This window comes from Halorubrum sp. SD683 (genome assembly GCF_002135045.1).
GTDB lineage: Archaea > Halobacteriota > Halobacteria > Halobacteriales > Haloferacaceae > Halorubrum > Halorubrum ezzemoulense.
The window spans coordinates 184,624-203,448 of the sequence record NZ_NEWJ01000001.1; the positions used below are offsets into that span (position 1 = coordinate 184,624).

Annotated in this window: 10 protein-coding genes and 1 pseudogene; 1 reads left to right on the plus strand and 10 read right to left on the minus strand. The window is 61.1% G+C overall.

Annotation, left to right across the window (positions count from 1 at the left end):
* Window positions 1-423: 423 nt before the first annotated feature.
* From B9G49_RS01055 to B9G49_RS01070, 4 genes and pseudogenes are all read right to left on the minus strand, one after another.
* A complete protein-coding gene (locus B9G49_RS01055) occupies window positions 424-852 on the minus strand; it encodes a PIN domain-containing protein (protein WP_086215065.1) in 429 nt (142 codons plus the stop codon).
* Window positions 849-1,160 (minus strand): AbrB/MazE/SpoVT family DNA-binding domain-containing protein, encoded by a 312-nt coding sequence (locus B9G49_RS01060; RefSeq protein ID WP_086215066.1) that lies wholly within the window; start codon window positions 1,158-1,160, stop codon window positions 849-851. The genes B9G49_RS01055 and B9G49_RS01060 overlap by 4 nt, the downstream gene beginning before the upstream one ends.
* A 59-nt stretch (window positions 1,161-1,219) precedes the next feature.
* A complete protein-coding gene (locus tag B9G49_RS01065; RefSeq protein WP_086215067.1) occupies window positions 1,220-2,146 on the minus strand; it encodes a transcription initiation factor IIB family protein in 927 nt (308 codons plus the stop codon).
* A gap of 163 nt (window positions 2,147-2,309) precedes the next feature.
* A pseudogene (locus B9G49_RS01070) lies at window positions 2,310-2,744 on the minus strand (hypothetical protein); the annotation flags it as partial.
* A gap of 837 nt (window positions 2,745-3,581) precedes the next feature.
* On the opposite strand from B9G49_RS01070, the gene B9G49_RS01080 reads away from it, so the two are divergent.
* Complete coding sequence (locus tag B9G49_RS01080) at window positions 3,582-8,084, plus strand: ATP-binding protein (RefSeq protein ID WP_143414657.1); 4,503 nt, start codon at window positions 3,582-3,584, stop codon at window positions 8,082-8,084.
* Between the two features lie 120 nt (window positions 8,085-8,204).
* On the opposite strand, the gene B9G49_RS01085 is transcribed toward B9G49_RS01080, so the two are convergent.
* The 6 genes from B9G49_RS01085 to B9G49_RS01110 are packed head-to-tail and all read right to left on the minus strand — an operon-like array spanning window position 8,205 to window position 18,824.
* Entirely contained in the window at window positions 8,205-9,728 is a 1,524-nt protein-coding gene (locus B9G49_RS01085; RefSeq protein WP_086215070.1) for a primase-associated protein, read from the minus strand.
* Window positions 9,725-10,609, minus strand: a complete 885-nt coding sequence (locus B9G49_RS01090; RefSeq protein ID WP_086215071.1) for a DNA primase — start codon at window positions 10,607-10,609, stop codon at window positions 9,725-9,727. The genes B9G49_RS01085 and B9G49_RS01090 overlap by 4 nt, the downstream gene beginning before the upstream one ends.
* Complete coding sequence (locus B9G49_RS01095) at window positions 10,606-14,427, minus strand: hypothetical protein (RefSeq protein ID WP_086215072.1); 3,822 nt, start codon at window positions 14,425-14,427, stop codon at window positions 10,606-10,608. The genes B9G49_RS01090 and B9G49_RS01095 overlap by 4 nt, the downstream gene beginning before the upstream one ends.
* A complete protein-coding gene (locus B9G49_RS01100) occupies window positions 14,420-16,651 on the minus strand; it encodes a VirB4 family type IV secretion system protein (RefSeq protein ID WP_198943784.1) in 2,232 nt (743 codons plus the stop codon). Before B9G49_RS01100 ends, B9G49_RS01095 begins: the two co-directional genes overlap by 8 nt.
* A complete protein-coding gene (locus tag B9G49_RS01105; RefSeq protein WP_086215074.1) occupies window positions 16,635-17,756 on the minus strand; it encodes a hypothetical protein in 1,122 nt (373 codons plus the stop codon). Before B9G49_RS01105 ends, B9G49_RS01100 begins: the two co-directional genes overlap by 17 nt.
* Window positions 17,757-17,762: 6 nt before the next feature.
* The gene (locus B9G49_RS01110) at window positions 17,763-18,824 is read right to left on the minus strand and encodes a hypothetical protein (RefSeq protein WP_086215075.1); all 1,062 of its coding nucleotides are present in this window, start codon (window positions 18,822-18,824) and stop codon (window positions 17,763-17,765) included.
* Between the last annotated feature and the right edge of the window lies 1 nt (window position 18,825).

Sequence of the window (18,825 nt, forward strand, 5' to 3'; positions counted from 1 at the left end):
TAACTGCGGACATACTGGGGTTGACGGTCACCTGAGTGGTTGATACCGGGCCGCTCGGTCCCGGTTCTGTGTCGATCGGACACCGATGTCGTTCCACCGCGCCAATCACCCCCACGGAACGGCGGACGCGGTGGTGTCCCTCAGCGCGTGAACCGCCGTGAGGCACTCGGCCTGCTCCGCCGGTAGAACAGCGGACAGAGTGGTGTCCGGGCCCCCGACTGGACCGGCCGAGCCATCGACCGTCGGCGGGGGCTCGTTGTCCCCACCACTCCCCGTCGAAGCTTGGATCCTTTACCCGATGCCTGCGCCCGGATTCAGTTCCGCACCACACCACGGTGTCCGCCGTTCTTGCGGTTCCCCGGCAGTTGACATCCTCCTCCGGCTAAAGCCGGAGGAATCCCGAGCGTTGGGATATTAGGGTTGCTACGCTGATTCCGGTCGGAAGCGCGTAATCGGTACGTCGTCAACGTCATCATAATCGTCATCGGCACCGACGAGTAGCATGCCGCTGACTTGGATCGCGGTTGCGAGCGCGAACGCATCGCCGAGTGCTGGCGAGTAGCGGAATTTGAAGTCGGCTGCACTGGACCACGTCTCCTCGGTATCGACTCGCCGTATCCCGGTTTCTTCAAGGACGTTGACGATGGCGTCGGCACGGGATTCACTGTCGATAGCGCGGACGATATAATGGACCTCAGCGAGGTTGATCGCGGAGATATAGCCATCAGCCGATCCTTCTACCGCTTCGATGTAGGTTTCGACGGTGTCACTGCCCGGCTCATCACAGAAGTACGCAACTAGCGGTTCCGTGTCGAAAACGATAGTGTCGGGATGCTCACGCGCTGCTGTCATTTCGTATCCTCATGATCGCGACCGACATACCGCTCCTGCAGCTCCTCGTCACTAGCTTTGTCCTGTTTTCGTTCCTCACGCAGCCGTTCGACTGCCGAGTTCCCCTGGTCGTCGGTCTTTCCCTCCAAGATGCCGCGAAGGTCCGTGGCCGACTGAATGGGACGAACGATGACCTCCCCTTCGTCGGTGCGAACGAACTTTACCCGGCCGGGAGTATCGATCCCTAGTTCCTCGCGAAACTCTTTCGGGATCGTCGCCTGTCCGCGAGAGGATACCGAGACGACTTTTTCAGACTCTGATTTACTCATACGTTCTCTACCCATTACTTTCCCACACTCATATATAGGCCTGACGGGCAACCTAACGGCTATTCTACGATGGAGAGCAGCCGATCGCGATGGTTTCGGACGGTCTCGACCGTCACGTCGGCCGCCGCTGCCGCATCGGCTTGGGTCAACGGCGCGTCGTTCGCACACGCCGCCATGTACAGACTCGCCGCAGCGAACCCTGCAGGATGCACCCCGGTCGTGACGCCGGCGTCGACGGCCTGTTCAGCAAGCTGTTCCGCCTGGCGCCGCACAGCGTCGGAACAGCCGAGGTCGGACGCGAGCCGCGGCACGAACTGTGTCGGCCGGATCGGCAGCGTCGGTAACCCCAGCTCTTCGTTGAGCACTCGGTAGGCGTTCGCAACACGCTCCTGTCCGACCTGCGCCATCGGCGCCACGTCGGCGATGAGCCACGACTGCCCGTTACACCGACAGGCGCCGTACACGCTCGCGGCCGCCATCGCCTCGATCGATCGCCCGGGAAGGAGGTGCTGGTCCTGCGCCGTTCGGAACAGCTGACACGCCTGATCGCGTACCGAGTCGCTCAGGCCGAGTGCACTTGCGATCCGCCGGATCTCTGTCAGGCCATGCCCGAGGTTGCGTTCCTGCGTGGATCGCCAGCGACTGCGTGCGTGTTCACGGCGGAGCCGGGACAGGCGGCGACGCGTCTCGCCATCGAGGGTGTTACCGTTCGCGTCCTGGTGCGTCCCGATCTCCGTCGAGAGGCCGCGATCGTGGCGGGCGGGCGTGAGTGCCGCGCCGGTTCGCTTCGCCGTGTCGGCGCCCTCGTCGACGTGCCACTCTGGCCCGCGGTCGATTGCCTGCTCGTCGATGATGAGGCCACAGTCTTCACAGACGGTTTCGGCCGTGTTCGTTCTGACCTGCCCACCACACTCGGGACAGGGATCAGTTGGACCGCACTGGACGTCCTCGTCGAAATCACGATCGTAGATCTCGCTCATCGTCATCAGTGTCACCTTCTCGCGGCGACGCCGATGCAGCGCGCCCCGCACCCCTCTCGGGGGTGACAAACTGGACAACGGTCGGCGCGAATCGGTCCGTGATGCCGACGGCGTCGAGTGGTAACCAACGAAGAGACAGGAAACCGGGTTTGTTGGTTAAGTCGACGGTCGGGGGTCTCGAGGGCATCCCCGATTTGCCGGTGAAGGTGGGGTTCGGTTCCCGTTCGGTCCGCAGCCCGTCGGTTCGTGTCAATGCCGACCGCGTGAGCCGGGTGATGCGCTCGTCTTGAACGGGTCGTCGAGGGACGGTGGTCTCGTGCCAGCACAGCCGGTCGTCGACGTGCCGCGTCTGGCACTGCGCGCCGACGTCGTCGCGGGCGACGTACTGCGTCCGCGTCGACCGCCCGACCTGGTGGGCGACGACGACGGCGCCCACAGCCTCGTGCGTGAGCTCGACGAGAGCACACTCCACGAGGGCGACGACCGACGCGTGATCCCGGTCGGTCGGAACCGCCATCTCGAGGTCCGCCCACGGCGCCTCATCGTCGGTGGTAGTTCCTGCGTGATCCGCTGATCGTGAGTTGCTGCGCCGTTCCGAAGCCATCGTTTCTCGAGGGCGCGTGTTGCGCCCCGCTACCCCTCGCGGGGACAACAGACACCACCGAAACGCACCCGGTCAACCTATGCGCTAATTCTGATACTTTCTTGACCCAACTACCCCTGTGATGGCCCCTCGGCCTGAGAGAGCCGGCGGCCTTCGCACACTGCATATCGCCTCTATCTTTGGAAGAAAACCGCGATATGCAAGCCGAAATGACGGACTCAAATTACAGAAGAGCCCCGTCGGGCCGACTTGAGGGCGTAGAAAGTACCTCGACGAGTTCCGGGATAATCCTGTGATTTCAGAAATGGCTCGACCGCGGGGTGACGAAGGTGATTTCGGGCGTATCTGGATACCTTGGTACCGCTCCTTTACCTGTTCTGCGTCTCTCGAGGTCCTCCGGATCGGCAATTCGAATCGTGAAATACCCCCGATTATCTCGATTCCGGGCGTGTTAGCCGATGTGAATTGCTCGACGGGAGTTCAGAAGAACACGATTCTAGTCCGCGAAATAATCATCGAAATACTGATAGTTTTGGATCTGCTGGAATCTCTGGACTTCCACAACCGGCTTGCTGAATATAGGGGAGTGATACAGAAAGCCGCCGACATTTGTTGCGAACCTTCGACACCGTCAATTATACGTTCGTATATTTCACCCGACACCGAACCCAGCGGCTTACTACTGCAGCACCCTCTCCTAGCCCTCAACTGTAACAAAATCACCTCGTCGAATCACTCAGAACACCAACATCATCTTCGGAGTCTCAGGATATTCTCTTCAATTGGGCCCACTGTACCGCACATATTATAACACTTGAATAATGATTCTATACCTAAATGTGCCTCTCCCGCCTCAAGGAGGTGATCATCGCATACACAACCTTTGGCGGGGAGCTTGATTTTCCGAGTCACGTCCTTGTTCGAGGGACAGCAGCTATCGGAGCACTAGTTGTCTTTCGTTTCAGGGTGATAGGCATCCAGATCTCCCACTCAATTCAAGCGTATCTCGTACTCGGGGCTGGATTTATTCTCAGCCTTGTATTCCTCCTGTACTTCCTCCAAGACGCAGCACAGTACACAACCAACGAAAGAGTCAGGAAACGCACCGGTATCCTTGCCTCCGCACTCCTCTACCTCGGACTGAGCAGCATCGTGGTTCTCCTCCTCTATCCAACCTTGAACTCCTTGCGGACAACCCCGTTAGAATATTCTCTTATCGAAGTTGCGGCCGGAGGCAACATCCTGAGTATTGCTACACTCCTGACAATCATCTGGAACCGACGCACACTGAAGTCACGCTATCCAGGACTCCAGTCGGTTAAGGATCGATTTTCCGAGGAAACCAGCCAAGCACTAGACCGGATTCAGACCACGATTAAAGGCGTCGGACACATTCCACGGCCGGAAACGGACCATGTCATGGATCGACTCGAAAGCGGTGACAACGTGCCACTGACCGGGGAAGGTGGAGTCGGAAAAAGCGGCGTCCTTGCGGGAGTTACCGAAGCATGGGAGGAAGACGTCCTGTTTATTGATGCCAGCAGGCACTCCACGGTCCGGAACGTTGTCGAACTCTCTACCGGCCTCGGATTCGACGATGGGATTGAGCGCCCCATCACACAGGTCGCAGTCGACAACCATGTCCTCGTCATCGTCGACCAACTGGACGATATCGACCGCGAGGCTGCTAACATCTACCGGGACTTCATCCTGAAGGCTGCAGAACTTGAGAACGTTGCTGTCGCATTCGCCTGTCGCGACCATGACCTTAATGCCCGCCCCGAATATGAACCTCTGGCCAGCGCAGAATCATTCACCGCTCCCGTGACCATCGGACTGCTCCGACCTTCCGACGCAGAGGACCATATCCGGGACCTGATTGACGACGACCCCAGCGACGAACTGGTCCAGCTCGGCCGAAAAATCGAAAACCTCGATATCATATCCCAGCTCGCTCAAGACGGAGTCGACTTCAGCGGCGTCACCGGCGATGTCTCACTCTGGGATGAATTCCGGGAGCAGCTAGGCCGCGAGAACCATCCTGATGACGGTACGCGAAGCGGCGACGACGTTATTGAACGTCTCACCGCCTACGCCACCGAAGCGATAGAGGACCAGTCTGACGGACTCAACATCTTTTCTGTCGGAACCAGCCAAGACTGGATCGACCGCCGACTAATTAACAAGGGCGTCATCGAAGTCGCCACTGACCGTCCGGGCAACCGAAAGTACCGATTCCGACATCTCGACTTCCAACGCTACCTCTACGCCTGGAACGCTGTCCAAGAGAACCGGACCATCCAAGAGGTGACATCCCAACTCGATGAACGCCTCGGCAAGGACGTCTTCCGGTTCATGCTCGTCCTCTATATGCGAAGCGAGGGAGCGACGACCGACCAGATCGGCGATATTCCCGGCGGCTCCGACACTGCAGACCACGCACAACAGTTCTTGGAAGAGATGCTCGACGATGAAGAGGGACTCGGCTACTACACTGCCAAAACCATCCTCGATGAGATCAGGACCTGGGATATCTCAGATAACGACGAGTTCGCCCACCTTATACTGGACAACCTTGAGAACCGTGAAACACTGTACAACTACTTCTTCGACAGCGCAACAGACGTCTCCTGGGCCGAAACCCTCCACGAGCGAGGCGAGTATACCGACCCACCGGATGTGTTACTCGGATACCTCCGCGACCTCGCTCCATATCACCCCAAGATTGTGGCCGACATCATCCGATCCACCGACACAAAGGACCGGCATTCCCTCGCTCTCGTCGTCACCGTCATCCGCGAACTTCCCTTCGACACCGCCGCAGACCTCGTTGATGTCGTGACAGAATCCATCGCCGTATCACCTCCCGACTGGCACAGCTTCCAAGCCACCGAACTCCTCCAAGAAATCATCGAGGGCGGTGAAACCGAAGCTGGACTTGACCTCCTCGACGCACTTCTCCAACCACGGCGACCCACCTCTGAAGAACCCAACAACGTCCAATCGGTCACTCGGCTCCACAGCTTGGAATCGGCGCTGGAGGACACCCTCGAAACACTCGTTCGGGCCGAAGGGGGCCAAGCAATCGACGTCCTGGAGGCACGCCTCCGCGAAGCCGTCATAATGGAAGGCGAAATCAGGGACCGGGACCCCAATGCGGTCGTAGGCCCGATAACGACCAGTATCGCGGGAACTGACCTCACCAACCAGACCACCACCGATTTCAAAACCTTCCTCATCCAGACCCACCGCGAAGCCGTCGACCACTGGATCGAGGAGAACCCGGACGACGATGCCCGTACCGAACTGCTCACCCGTTACCTCGACGACATCACCGTCTTCCGGCGCCTAGGACTATATCTTCTTAAGGAGCACAGAGACCACTATTCCAATCTCGTCGCCGAGGAACTCCTCGACGAAACGAACTATGGAGATGTCTTGACAAAGGAGGACTTCCTCCGTCTCCTTCGCGACGGCATCGACGTGCTATCTGATGAGGACCGCCGACAGGTCATCGACATTATCACCGATGTCCCGGTCCAAGAGTCGCTCGAAGATGTGGCCGCCGACCGAAGCGAACGAACGGACGAATACACAGCCGACGAGCTTGCCGACATTGCGATCCATCGCTGGCGCCGCGACCGCCTCTGGCTGATCAGGGACTGGCTGCCTGACGAGCACGATGACGATCTTCGCCGCCTCATCGACGATTACGGAGAACCGGACAACGTTTTATCGCTCGTGAACACCCGTAGCGGTTTCGTCTCCCAAGAAAGTCCCCTCACAGAGGAGGAAATCTGGCAAGAGTCTCCTGCTGATCTCATCGACTACTGTATTGATGAACCGTTCGAGGCGACCGGATGGAACGAACGTGAGGAGGGTGGACTCGCTGAGGTCAGCCCACGCGGACTCGCAGAGGCCGTCACGCCACGCATCCTCGAGGAACTCGCCGAATTCCAACATGAAATTCCCCGATTACGCAACGCATCCTCCATCTACGTCACCGAGGTGCTACGCGGCCTCCGGGACAAGATTGACGATAATCCAGAGGCCCTCCCACAGGATCTTCCCTGGACACCAATCCTTGACCTCTGCGAAGGGGTCGCCACCAACCCCGACGAATGGTCTGAATCGGCCCGCATCAACGTGGCCCGGCTCTTCCAATCAGCGTACAGCAACAGCGACCTCGAATCCGTCCTCGACCACGACGACCGTATCAAGGAAATCCTCTTCACGCAGCTCAAAGACCCTCACCCCACTGAAGAACGGGAACATCCGCCGGAAGGACATGCCGGATACAACAACCCCGCGCAGATCGCCATCAATGCGGTGAGGCCACTCGCACTTGCCGCCCTCATCGGGTACTCCGTCCGAATTGCGAACCTCCGGGGATACGAGGGATACTCCGAAGAAGGCGAATCCGCGTTCGACCCCGATGTCCGCGAAAAGATGGAGCGCGCTATACAAGACGGATCCCTCTCCACCCGCTCAACCATCGGTAGATCTCTGAACACGATCTGGAGCTTCGACCACGACCTTATTCTCGACAACTTCGATACGTTGTTCCCTCGCAACCAGACCATCCAAGCCAAAAACCGCTTCTCTGCCGTTTGGGACGCCTACCTCGCGTTCAACGGCCCCCATGAAACGATGTTCCAACACCTCCGGCCCTGCTATCGCCTCGGAATCGACCTGATCGCCGCCAACGAGAACACCGCCACGCGGGATGTCGAGCGAGGACTGGCACGCCACCTACTCATTACCTATCTCGACGGCGCCGAAGATCTAGCCGACCCGCAAAGTCTCCTCACCTACTTCTACGCAAAAGAGGACCCGGACCTGGCACGGCAGGCCGCATGGCAGCTCTGGCGGTGGGGTGAGGACAACGAAGAGACTCGGGAGAACTGGCCGAAAGTACGGACACTTTGGGAATGGCGGCTTGACCAGATCGACGATCCGGAAGCCTACGCTGCTGAATTCCAGTGGTTCGTCGAGTGGTTGCCTCTCATCGCGGACCGGGCCGGTTTCCAGGAACTCAACCCGCTTCTCCTCGATACTGCCCCGCTCATCGCCCAGGAACGACGCGCTTGGGAAACCACAGAAACCTACCTCGCGAACCACGCCGACGACCATCCTGCCAGCGCCATCGACGTCTATACCGAACTGATGGCCCAAGACTCACGGCCAAACGGGATATCCTTCACAGACACAACGGCAAGCATCCTTGAACCTGGACTGGATGAGGAACCGGACACACGCCGCGCCGCACTGGACATAGCCGAAGAATATTTCGCCGAAGGCGACAACACAGCGGAACAATTCTTGGATGACCATACATGACCGTCCAGACGGTTCACAGAGGTCCTCGTGGCGCTGGTCAAGATGGTAGATATCCGGTTGTAAATTCCGCATTCAGTTCCACACTCTCTTAGGGTTCCACAGGTTCGGGGGAGTCTTGATTCAGAATTGCTCAGCGGCCCCAGCTGATTCCTCCTCAACCTGCTCGTACATCTCATCCGGGAACGGGAGGCTGCCCCAGATCGAGTAGGGACACTGGTCCTGGCCGATACAGTAGCGCTGTAGATCGTCGTTATCGCAGTTCATCGGCAACGGCGTGTCGCCGTCGATCGTGTTCGAGAATTCGTAGCGAACCTGGTACTCGGTCTCCTGCTCGTCGTACCATGGCCACCGGGAGAAGACGTCCTTGAGGTCCGCGACGATCTCGTCGAGGCTGCTGTCCTGATACTGCGGGAGCCACATCACCATCCGCGCGAAGTTGTAGAGGTCCTTCCGAACGGGCTTCTTCTCGTGTAGCCGCTCCTCCATATTCGCCATACAGGGGAGCTCGAAGAGATCCTCGATATCCCGCACCTCGATCTGCTCGGCGCCGGTTCCGGCTCGCCCGATTCGGTACGTATTGACGCGCCCGTCGCGATCGATCGTGACTGCCGAGTGGGACTCGTGGTCGGCCAGCGTCTTCGCGAGACTGCTTGGACTCGAGATCCAGTCCGTTACAGAGGATTCCCACTCGTCCTCGGCGTCGTACGCCGTAACCGCTCGGTAGAGCTCCTTCGCCGTGTGGAACTCGCCCTTTTGAGCCACGTCGTCGGGGGCGTCACTAAGGGCCCGTCGGAGGACGCGGATCGTCCGTTCTCCACGGTCCCAGTTCCGCCAGATTCGCTCGTGATGGCCGGTCTCGAGGAAGCGGTCGATCCGCTCCGTAATCGCCGACTCGTTCGTGGTCAGCCACGATAGCTGGTCGTCGGAGAGTCCGTCTTCTTGCACCCGCAGGAGCTTCTTGAACGCCTGCTCAGCGTAGTCCCGATACTTGCTGTCGAAATCACCGACCGGGACGTACAGGTTGTTGTCCTTCACTCGCGTCAGTATCTCCCCGCCATCGTCACTCCCCGTCGCCGCTTCGTCCTCCCGAACAAGGCATTTGCGTGAGGCCGCCGCCATCGGGATTTCCAGGTAGAGGCCATCCCCGAATTCCGGCATCTCTGTGATGCCCGTACAGACCCGACCCGGATGTGGGCCATCCTCACCGGGCTCCTTGCTGTACAGCACGTCGGCGATGTCCTGCTGGAGTGACCCATCGCCGTGGGCGTGGATGAGGGAAGCGAGATTGTTGACGTACAGCTCCCGGATGTCGTAGAACACCTGGATGTTCCGGGGTGACGTATGCTCGAACTTCGGGTGCGCTTTCACACAGATCGCACTCAACGTCGCGAGCACGGCGAGCGTCCCCGGCTCGTCGACGAACGGCTCTTCGGCGGCGTCGACACGAACCTGCTCTTTGAACGCCGCCGTCCCGAACCGCTCGACGTCGTTCACGAGGTCCTCGGGTTGGTCCTCGCCGTCGACGACGTATCGGTTGTAGCCACGCGTAAACAGCTGGTTGATACGGATCTCTCCGTACTCCAGCGGGAGTGCCGCAACTCGATACGCCATGTCCTCGTCGTCGGTAGGTGTACTCGGACTCATTCGTCAATCACCTCCGGCGTCGCCGACCGAACGTCGAACGCCGGGCTCTCGATGGGTTGGACGATGCTACAGACGTCGGCGTGCAGCGAGTAGGGCAGGCGAGCGACCCGCCGGCGGTCGGCCGTCACGACGGGGTCGATCGGGATGTCGTACGTCTCGAGGAGGAGGTCGTTCAACACCTCACGACTCTGCTCGTCGTACCGGTGTTCCGGGTCGGTATCCAGCAGGTAGACGTGGACCCCCTGCCCGCTGTAGACGACCATCGTCTCCTCGGCGTCGAAATCGTCCTCGAAGATGTCACGCACCTCGAACCCGTACTCGATGGCGCGGTCGATGTCTTCGAAGGCGTACGGATACCCCTCGGGAGCGGCGTGGAGGATACCCGCAGCGTCGAGGAGCGCGTCGTCGTCCCGGTCGTCGACGTCCGCCGAGACCAGCTCCTCCGCTCGGTCTCGGGCAATCTCTTTCGCGTCGATGTCGACGAGGAGGACCCACGGCCGTTCCCAGTGATCCAGCGCGTAGTAGACGGCGTCGGGCCGTGGGTCCGGCTTCTCCAATACCTCCGGATCAGCAAGCGCGAACTTGCTCCGCCCCAGCGGGTCGTTGCGAGCGGGGTGTCGTATGAACTCGACGACGTCCTCGAAGTCGTCGAACTCGCGTGTCGTTCGGTCCCCCGACGGATCTGTTTGCCACGTATCCCGCCGGATGAAGTCCTTGTCCGGCACCACGTCTTTGCGAACCGGGTGGGACTCGCGGAAGGCGACGGCGTACTGTTTCGGGCCGGTCGCCGTGATGAATTCCGGCAGGTCATCCAGATAGCGGGGGAACTCCTCGGCGTAGTAGGCGTAGATCTCCTCACGGGTCGCCTGCCGCCACGTCATTGGTTGACCTCCTGGTCGAGGTTCTTGAACCCCCGAACGGTGGTCATTCCCGCTGCGTCGAACTCCGCCACAGCGTCTTGGATCGACGAGAACGACCGTGCGTCCCGTCCGCTGACGCTCTCCTCGATCCGATCCGCGTCGGACAGCTTGTCCAGGACATCGAGCGCCGTCTCGCGGTTGTTGAACGCCCAGATCGCGTCTGCGTCTGCCGAACGCAGCTTATCGTAATCGTCGATTGGCGCGTGGGTGTTGTTGCTCGGGAGTTCTGCTTCCCCGACCCAGACAAGTTTACCATCTGCGTCAAAGCCGGCGACGTCGAACACGGTGTCGTCATCGTGTTCGTAGTACGGCTCAACGCGGGCGACGTCGTCCTGCTGCTGAAGCCACAACTCGAGGAGCCTGATCCCAACCTTGTGCGGCGTTTTCTCTCCAATATCGCCAAGTCCGGGACCCACCTGTAACTTTTCGCCGAGGAGTTCACGCCCCGCTGGAAGGATGGTGTAGTATTTGCGACCACAGGCCGAGGCTTCCTCGACGAGGTTCTGGTCGATAAGGCGTTGGAGATTGAGTTCCTCGAACTCGTCTCGAAGCGCACGCATCGAGTCAAGAAGAGTGTACTCGCCGTCGCCCCTGTTCATCACGTCGAGGACCCGATTCAGGAACCGGACGTCGTCTCGACTGAGCCCGCGTTGCCGGAGTTCGTCATCGGGGACGGGCACGCTGCTTTCTTGGACGGGCGTTGCCCCGTTCTCCGGCTGCGCTACTCGGTCATCTGCTGATTCCTTGTCCGTCTCAGAGGCTTGCCCCAACAGGGGGCTCATTTCTGCCTCGTCTGCATCTGGCTCGCTGTCCGTCTCGGGCTGCGTGGTCGACGTCGACGCGTCCTCCGTCGTCGATTCGCTGATGAACGCGGATTGCGTCGGGTCCGTTCCTGAGTCGCCGTCGGCAGCCGAGCCTGTCGTTTCGGCACCCGAACTCCCCCAGCCAGACTCTTCCGGAGCAGTGTTCGACTCAGTCGGCTCTGGCAGCCCGTACTGAGTCTCTGTCCGCTCGACCATCCGTGGTCGGGACACGGACTCGAAATGGTCTTCCTGGGACTCTGTGAGCGGCTGGTCGCTTTCTGGATGCCCCGGCGCAATCGGGAGCGGTTTCAGCGAAAACGGAGCGGGGCCAGTCTCCCCGAACGATGGGCTCGGGAGCTGGGCGATCCACTCGCCGCTCGGTAGCGTGTTGATCCGGTTGCGGAGGTCAGTCGGACTGAGGTCCTCGTGGGCAAGCGACTCCGCGAGATCACGCTCGATCGAGATGTTCCCGATGAGCTTCGTCTTGATGTTGTTGAGCACCTCGTCGTAGGCTCGCTCGTTCCGGTTCCGCACCTGTTCGGGGAACTGCATCACGAGCCCCATACTCAGCCCGAACGACCGCCCCTGCGGCAGGAGCTGCTCGGAGACGAGCTTCGTCGACGCGACCGGCGCCGCCTCCTCGATGATGAGGTTCGTGAGCTTCTCGTAGTCGGTCTGGCCGTCGCGACGGCGCACCTGCACCGCGTCCCAGAGGTTACTCAACAACAGGAGGGTGATCGCGCGCTGTGCCTCCGGCCGAAGATCGCCGAGGTCGAAGATGATGGTGGCGTCTTCATCGAGGAACTCGCGGAAGTCGAAGCGGTTGTCGACGTACTCGCCGGCGTCGTTCTGCTCGGGGACGTTGCTGAAGATCTGCCGGAGATGTGCATCCTCCCTGAGTTTGTCGAGACGGTTCCCGACGGCGTCCATCGACACCTGGAACTGGTGGGTATCCTTCGCGAAGTGGCGTGTCAGCGACTCCTCGATGTTCTGGTTGTCCGCTGACACGGACGGGATCGTCTGGTCGCGCTGCATCTCGAGTGCGGCGTCAAACAGGTCGTCCAGCCCGAACACGTCGCTCCCGTACTCCTCGTCGAACAGCGCCTTGATCAGGTAGCTGAGGATCTCGTTCGCGACGAACGCCTGCCCGTACTGCTCGCGGCCCATAATCATCCGGAGGATGTCGTGGAAATGGTCGACCTTGTCCTGAATCGCGTCCTCACGGTTGCGACCAGCCTCGAGCGCGGGGCGGATGTCGAAGAAGGAGAACGCGGGAACCGTCTCCGGGACGCGGAAGTGGTAGACGTCGTCCAGACCCTCGAACCGCTCGTAGTGGCAGCGCAGGTAGTTCTCACACATTCCGTCCCCCTTCGGGTCGACGAGGACGACGGGGCCACCCGTCGTCTCGCGGAGCGAGAGTGCGTCGTTGATGATGGCCTTCGATTTCCCGCCCCCCGTCGACGCGAACCGCCCGTAATGCGTCGGCAACAGGTCCGGCGGGAGTCGGATCGGATCCGGCCGTGGCTCACCGTTCTCATCGAGCGCGTAGCCGATAGCCATTCCCTCCTGGAACTGCTGGATCAGATCCGGATTCGGCCACGGGAGTGGGTTCCGACTCTGCTGTTCGGCTCTGGTTCCCCGCGTCCCTTCGACGGTCAACTGCTCTGAGGAGGGAACGAGGACGAAGTTCGCGAGCTCCGTCCCACAGAGGACCAGTTCGAGGCGGGTCTTCCCCCGGCTTGTCGTCAACTCGCGATTGAGGAGGCGCCGGAGAGCGGCCCGTGCCTTCTTCTCCTTCGTTTTCTCACGGAACCCACTGTCCCGAAGGCGTTGTCCCTCGACCTCGTAGAACGGGCCATCAAGCGGGTCGAACACGGGGAGGAGCGAGCCCATCCGGGCATCGAGTTCGTCGCGGGTGGTGTCAGTGGGGACGCCGACGGCCCGGATGTTGACCGTGAACGACCGTTTGGCGTTCTTCGCGTCGATGTACTCGATCCGCTTCTCGACGGATTCGCTGAGCTGCCGGTCGTCCTGGTCGCCCCGCTGGTCATCGACCGTGAGCAACGACTCGACAACCTCCTGGAAGAACGTGTCGCGGCCGTCGACGAGGTCTTCTTTCCGCACCTCAGCGTCGGATTGCCAGCTGGCGCGCCGTTGGAAGACAACCTGGAACGCGGTCGGCGCTGTCGCCTCCATCAGGTGGTCGATCAGCGACGCCAGCGCCGCGCCGGGTTCGTCGACGGACGAGAGGTCGCCGTTCGTTTCCTCCGCCGTGAACGGCGTCAGCGAGGTCATCCAGTCCTGCTTCCGCGACGCGGAGCCACACCACCGAACCCCGAGCGGCGAGACGGCGTCGGGTGCTGGCCGCGCCAGAATCGTTCCGCCAGGGGTCATCGTCGGCTTCTCGATGGCGTCCGATTCGTCGTCCGTATCGAGCGCTGCTGGCGGCGCCAGTTCGAGAGCTGTCTCACCAACGACAACGTGGTTATCAGGGACCGAATCGACGGCTACACCACCGTCGGTTGCCGACCCCGCAGCTGTCGGTTCTGCTTGCTCGCCGTCCGTTTCGGCGATGTCGTACCGCTCGTCTGCCCCGAACTCGTACTGGAGGGACCCGTCCTCGTAGTGGCTGACGAACTGTTCCGGCGTCCACTCGACCGGCTGGATGAGGCGAGCGGCGACGTCGACGTCAACGCGTTCGATGTCGAACGTGGTCGGGTAGATCGAGCGGAGTCGCTTCTCGAGGGTGTCGAGATGGGCATCGGCGCCGTAGTAGAACTCCACCGGCCCATCCGGGCTATCGCTAAAGGCCAGGAACTCGAAGCGTGGTGGTGTCTCGCTATGGACCGGGTTCAGCTTCGCTCCGAGGCCGGTCGACCCCGGCGTGGTCAGTTTGTGGAGACTGTCGAGGACCCGAGAGATGCTCTCCGGGTCAAGCCGCTCGGACGTGGGGGTGACGCGCAGGTAGTCAGTCATCATCATTCCCCTCCGTTGCGCCGCCATCAGACTCGGCTGCGACGACGTCTGCGTCGTCGTCGGTTTCCGATCCGCTCGCTCCGTCCGTTACTCGCTGCTCGAGTTCTGCCTGGAACTCCTGCATCTCGGTATCGACGGCGTCGTCGCCGGCGCCGGGCAGTGAGGACCGAACCTGTGAGGTCGGGTCGAAGTCGATGACCTGCTTCTCTTTGGACATCGCTTTGACCTGGATGCCGCGCCACTCGCCGTCGACGCCCACTAGGGCTTCGGAGAAGCCGGCGTCCTCGTTGCCCGGCACAGCGTCCTGGACGAACCGCATCTGCGCGTAGTTCAGCCCGAACTCATCAGCCCACGCCTCGTCCATCCCGTCGAGGCGGTGGAACTGCTTGACCGCACACTGGTCGAGGATCGCCTCGCTCTCGGCGTGCTCGAAGAACTCGTCGACGGTCTGCGTGACCAGCCGGATCGAGAGGTCGTGGTGGCGGTGGTGGCGGAACACCGTCTCGAGGAACGCCAGACTCGCGGCGTCCTGCATGATGTACCGGGCCTCGTCGATGTAGAACACGACCTCCTTATCCGAGACTTTCGCCCGCTCGTACACCAACGAGATGAGCAGCTGCATCGTCAGCGCCGTGCTGCTGTCGACGCTGCCCTCCTGCTGGGCGAGGTCGAGGTAGATGACCTTCTCGTCCCGGATGTCGAAGTCCGATTCTTGGCCGAGGTTGGCGTGCCGACCTCCCTCCTCGAAGGGGCGGAGCTGGTCGAGCAGCCATGTCGCGTCCTCCTTGATCTTCCCTGCCTCCTCGTCCGACCGGACGACGAACTCCTCGGGGTCGTTGACCATATCCTCGAAGACGTCCATCATGTCTCGAATCGTCGGGCTCGGGTTGCCGTGTGTCGAGATGTCGTCGGTGATCCCGTTGCGCTTGTACGCCCGCTTGAGCCCGAGTTCCAGCGTCGTCCGACGGTCGCCCAGCGAGATGCCGCGGAGCGCGAAGAAGTTCGTCAGGAAGCTCATCGCGTCGTCGAGCTTCTCGTTGAACGGGCTCGCGTCCTCACCCATCGCCCGCTGGACGTGCTCGGGGGTCTCCCGGATCTCCAGGGGGTTCAGCCCGAGCGTCCCGCCGACAGTGATGCGTTTGGCGTCGAGGGCTTCGGCGACGCCGGCCCAGTTGTTCAGCGGTTCGAGGATGATGCCGATACGGTCCTTGCTCTGCTCGATGGAGCGTATGAAGTTCTGCTTCGAACTGAACGACTTCCCCGAGCCGGTGTCGCCGACGGTGAACATCGCATACCCGTTGTCCCGCGCGAACGGATCGATGACGACCGGGCTCTGGTTGTCCTTGTGAATCCCGAACTCGACGCCGCCTTCCTCGAGGATCGTCGCGTTGTGCGGCGAGGAGAGTAACGCGCCGACGGCGCCGCCGAGCGCAATCGACGTCCGCCCGAACTCGTTGTCACCGATGGGTGCGGCGGACTGGAGGGTGAGATCCTGTCGACAGATCGCCGTCTTCGGCGTGAGGTTCGCCGGGTCGTCACGGAGCGCGCTCTTGACCTTCTGGACGGCGTCGCGGAGGTCCTCCTTCTCGTCGGCTCTAACCGTGATGAACATCCCTTGGTCGAAGACGTTCGCGCCGTTCTCGACGGCCTTGTACGTCGCTGCGGCCTCGTTGGCGCGTTCCTGCAGGTAGGCACTCCGCACGCTCTGTTCCAGGTCAGCATCTACCTGGAGGTCGTCAGCGATATCCTGCAGTTCGTTCCGCGCCCGCTCCTGATTTTTCGGCGTGATGTGGGCCGTCAGATCGAACTGCACGTCCGTCATCTCGAAGAGCTCGGAGAGGTAGCCGTCGTTGGGGTAGTCCGGGTAATCAGCGATGTACAGTGTCGTCGTCCACTGCTCGCCGACCCGTGCCGCACGCGTCTCCCACTCGATCGCCACCGGCGCGGTCACCGTCTTGTGTGACTCGGCGATGTCGTCGAGAAGCTGGCGTTCGGCCGCGCCCTGTTCGATGGTCTCCTCGTCGAGCAGGTCCGAAAACTCGACCTCCTCCTCGTCGTCGTCGGTGTACCAGTCCCAGAGGAGTTTCCCGCCGATCCCGACCAGTACCGCGAGCAGGATGTATAGAGCCGCACCTTCAGCTGAGGTCGGATTCGTGAGCCACTCCGTGAACTGGCCGACGGCTCCGCTGCCCGTCTGGAGGACGAGATTACGCATCGTGGGCATCCTCCCGGCGCGAATGGCCGATGATCGGTTGTTCGCGAACGACGTGCTCTGCGTCCTCGTCCTCGTGTTCGCGGCCGTTCCAGAAGTCCATATTCAACACGAAGAGTTCGACCGTGCTGAGCCGGCGTGCGGACCAGCCCGAGGCCTGCTGGATGAACTCTGACCGGACGTCGTTGACCCGGCTATCGAGTTTCTCGAACATCTGTGCGCGGCGCTCGACGTCGGTGAGGTCCTCACGGCGGGTCACGAACGGGGTGAACAGGAACCCGATAACGGGGAACTGCGTCAGCTTCTCGGCCGGCGTCCCCTCGTCGCGGAAGCGGTCGTAGACCTCCAGCGGGGAGACCTCGACGCCGATGTAGTACCGCACCTGCTGGATGCCCCGTTCACGCATCTCCTTCGGCCGCGTCTCCCGGTACTCCTCGAGGAGTTCTCGGAAGATCGGGTTTGCTTTGACGTCCTCGTCGTTCAGGCGGTCTTCGATCGTCTCCGTGATCCGTTCCACCGGGAACGAACGGGTTGTCGCGTGGAGTTTGAGCTTCGAGTCGAGTTCGTTGTTGGCGAACTCTTCGCCGGCGTCCTGAAGCTGTGCCCAGTCGTCGGACATCGCGAAGTCCATGTTGCCGGGGTCGACCTCGATGAACGCCTCCATCGTCCCGTCGGCGCGTTGGATCGCGCCAGCCCCCGGCCACGCACGCTGGATGTTCGTGAGATCCTGCGTCCGCTCGTCGGGCGTGAACGGCGTGTAGTTCGCGAGCCCGCCCTCGTTGCGCTCTGTCTCGTTGGTGCTACTGTCGCCCTCGTCAGGGGCGCTGAATGTGGTCTGGGGCCGCTTGACGTAGCGATAGACGTCTTTCGTCCACGTCCACGCGTTGAGGTGGTCGGGTGAGACGTAGACGATCGCAACGCCGACTCCAAAGCCACCCGCGACGAACGGCAGGGCAAGTGATTCGACGCCAGTGAGGCCGGCAATGAACAGACCAACGATCGGGAAGGCGATCAGGACGCCAACGTCGCCTTCCTCGATGTTGAGGTAGGGGATCCGACTCTCCTCACCGAACTGGTCCATGATGCGCCGTGCGGCTGCGTCTTCGTCGATGGACATGGATTGTTAGTAGCTTCCAGGATCGTTCTCGGTTCGCCGGTAGGACGGCGTCCCGCTGTCGTCGTCACTGTTCGCGTCCCGGGCTGCAGCTTTCTGCGCCACAGCGTGTCCCGCTGCGGCCTTCGGTCCCAACCGGGCCGCGGTCGTCGCGACGCCGGCGCCGCCGACGGAGGCGCCAGCGGCGACGCCGCCGATGAGTGCCGCTCCCTTCGTCGCACCACCGAGAACCTTTGCCGTCAGTGGGGTCGCGTATTTGAATGTCTTCCACGTGACATAGAGCGCAACGAGGGGAAGTGAAGCCGCAACGAGATACTTGAGGAACGCTGATCCCGGCGTCAACGCCCCTCCAGAGTAGAGTAGGTCGTATCCTTTGAAGACTATCGCCGCAGGCAGGGGTAGGATGGCCAATGGGACGAACCGTTTGCTGAACCCCATCGCGACATCAGAGAGGACAGGAATGTTGCCATACGCGACGGCGAACGCGATGGGCATCCCGTACAGGTAGACGTAGATCAGGATCCGTCGAATGTAGAACAGCGCTTCCAGTGCCCACATCGAGATTCCTCCGATAAGAGCAAAGAGGAGACCAAGACCGGGGTTGGTAATCGACCCCGTTATGAACTGAAGCATAGCAGAGGCCAGCGATGATAGCTCTGGCATCAGGGCAATCGTGAACCCATCGACAAGGAAGAGTGCGAGCGCTCCAATCCAGTACCAGGTAATAATCAAGAAGGCTCCAACCCAGGCAGTCTTCTTGGTCTTCCGAGCCTCGTACGCACTTCCGATATTGAAGATGCGGATGGTGTGTCGTCCCTGAACGCTCATCACGAGAAGCAGCAGAGAGATCAACATGATTTCGCCACCGATGAGCCCTTCTTGGATTGCTGGCCAAGGGGCGTTACTTGGTTCTCCGAAAATGAACGTCCCGTCAGTCTGGGGAGTCGGAGTGCCAAACATCTCTTCGGTCAGCGTCTGATACCCCGACCGAAGCCCGTCCATGAACAGACCGATGAACCAATCGACGACGTCTTTGAAGCCCTCGAGAACGACGTCTATCAGGTCCACCATC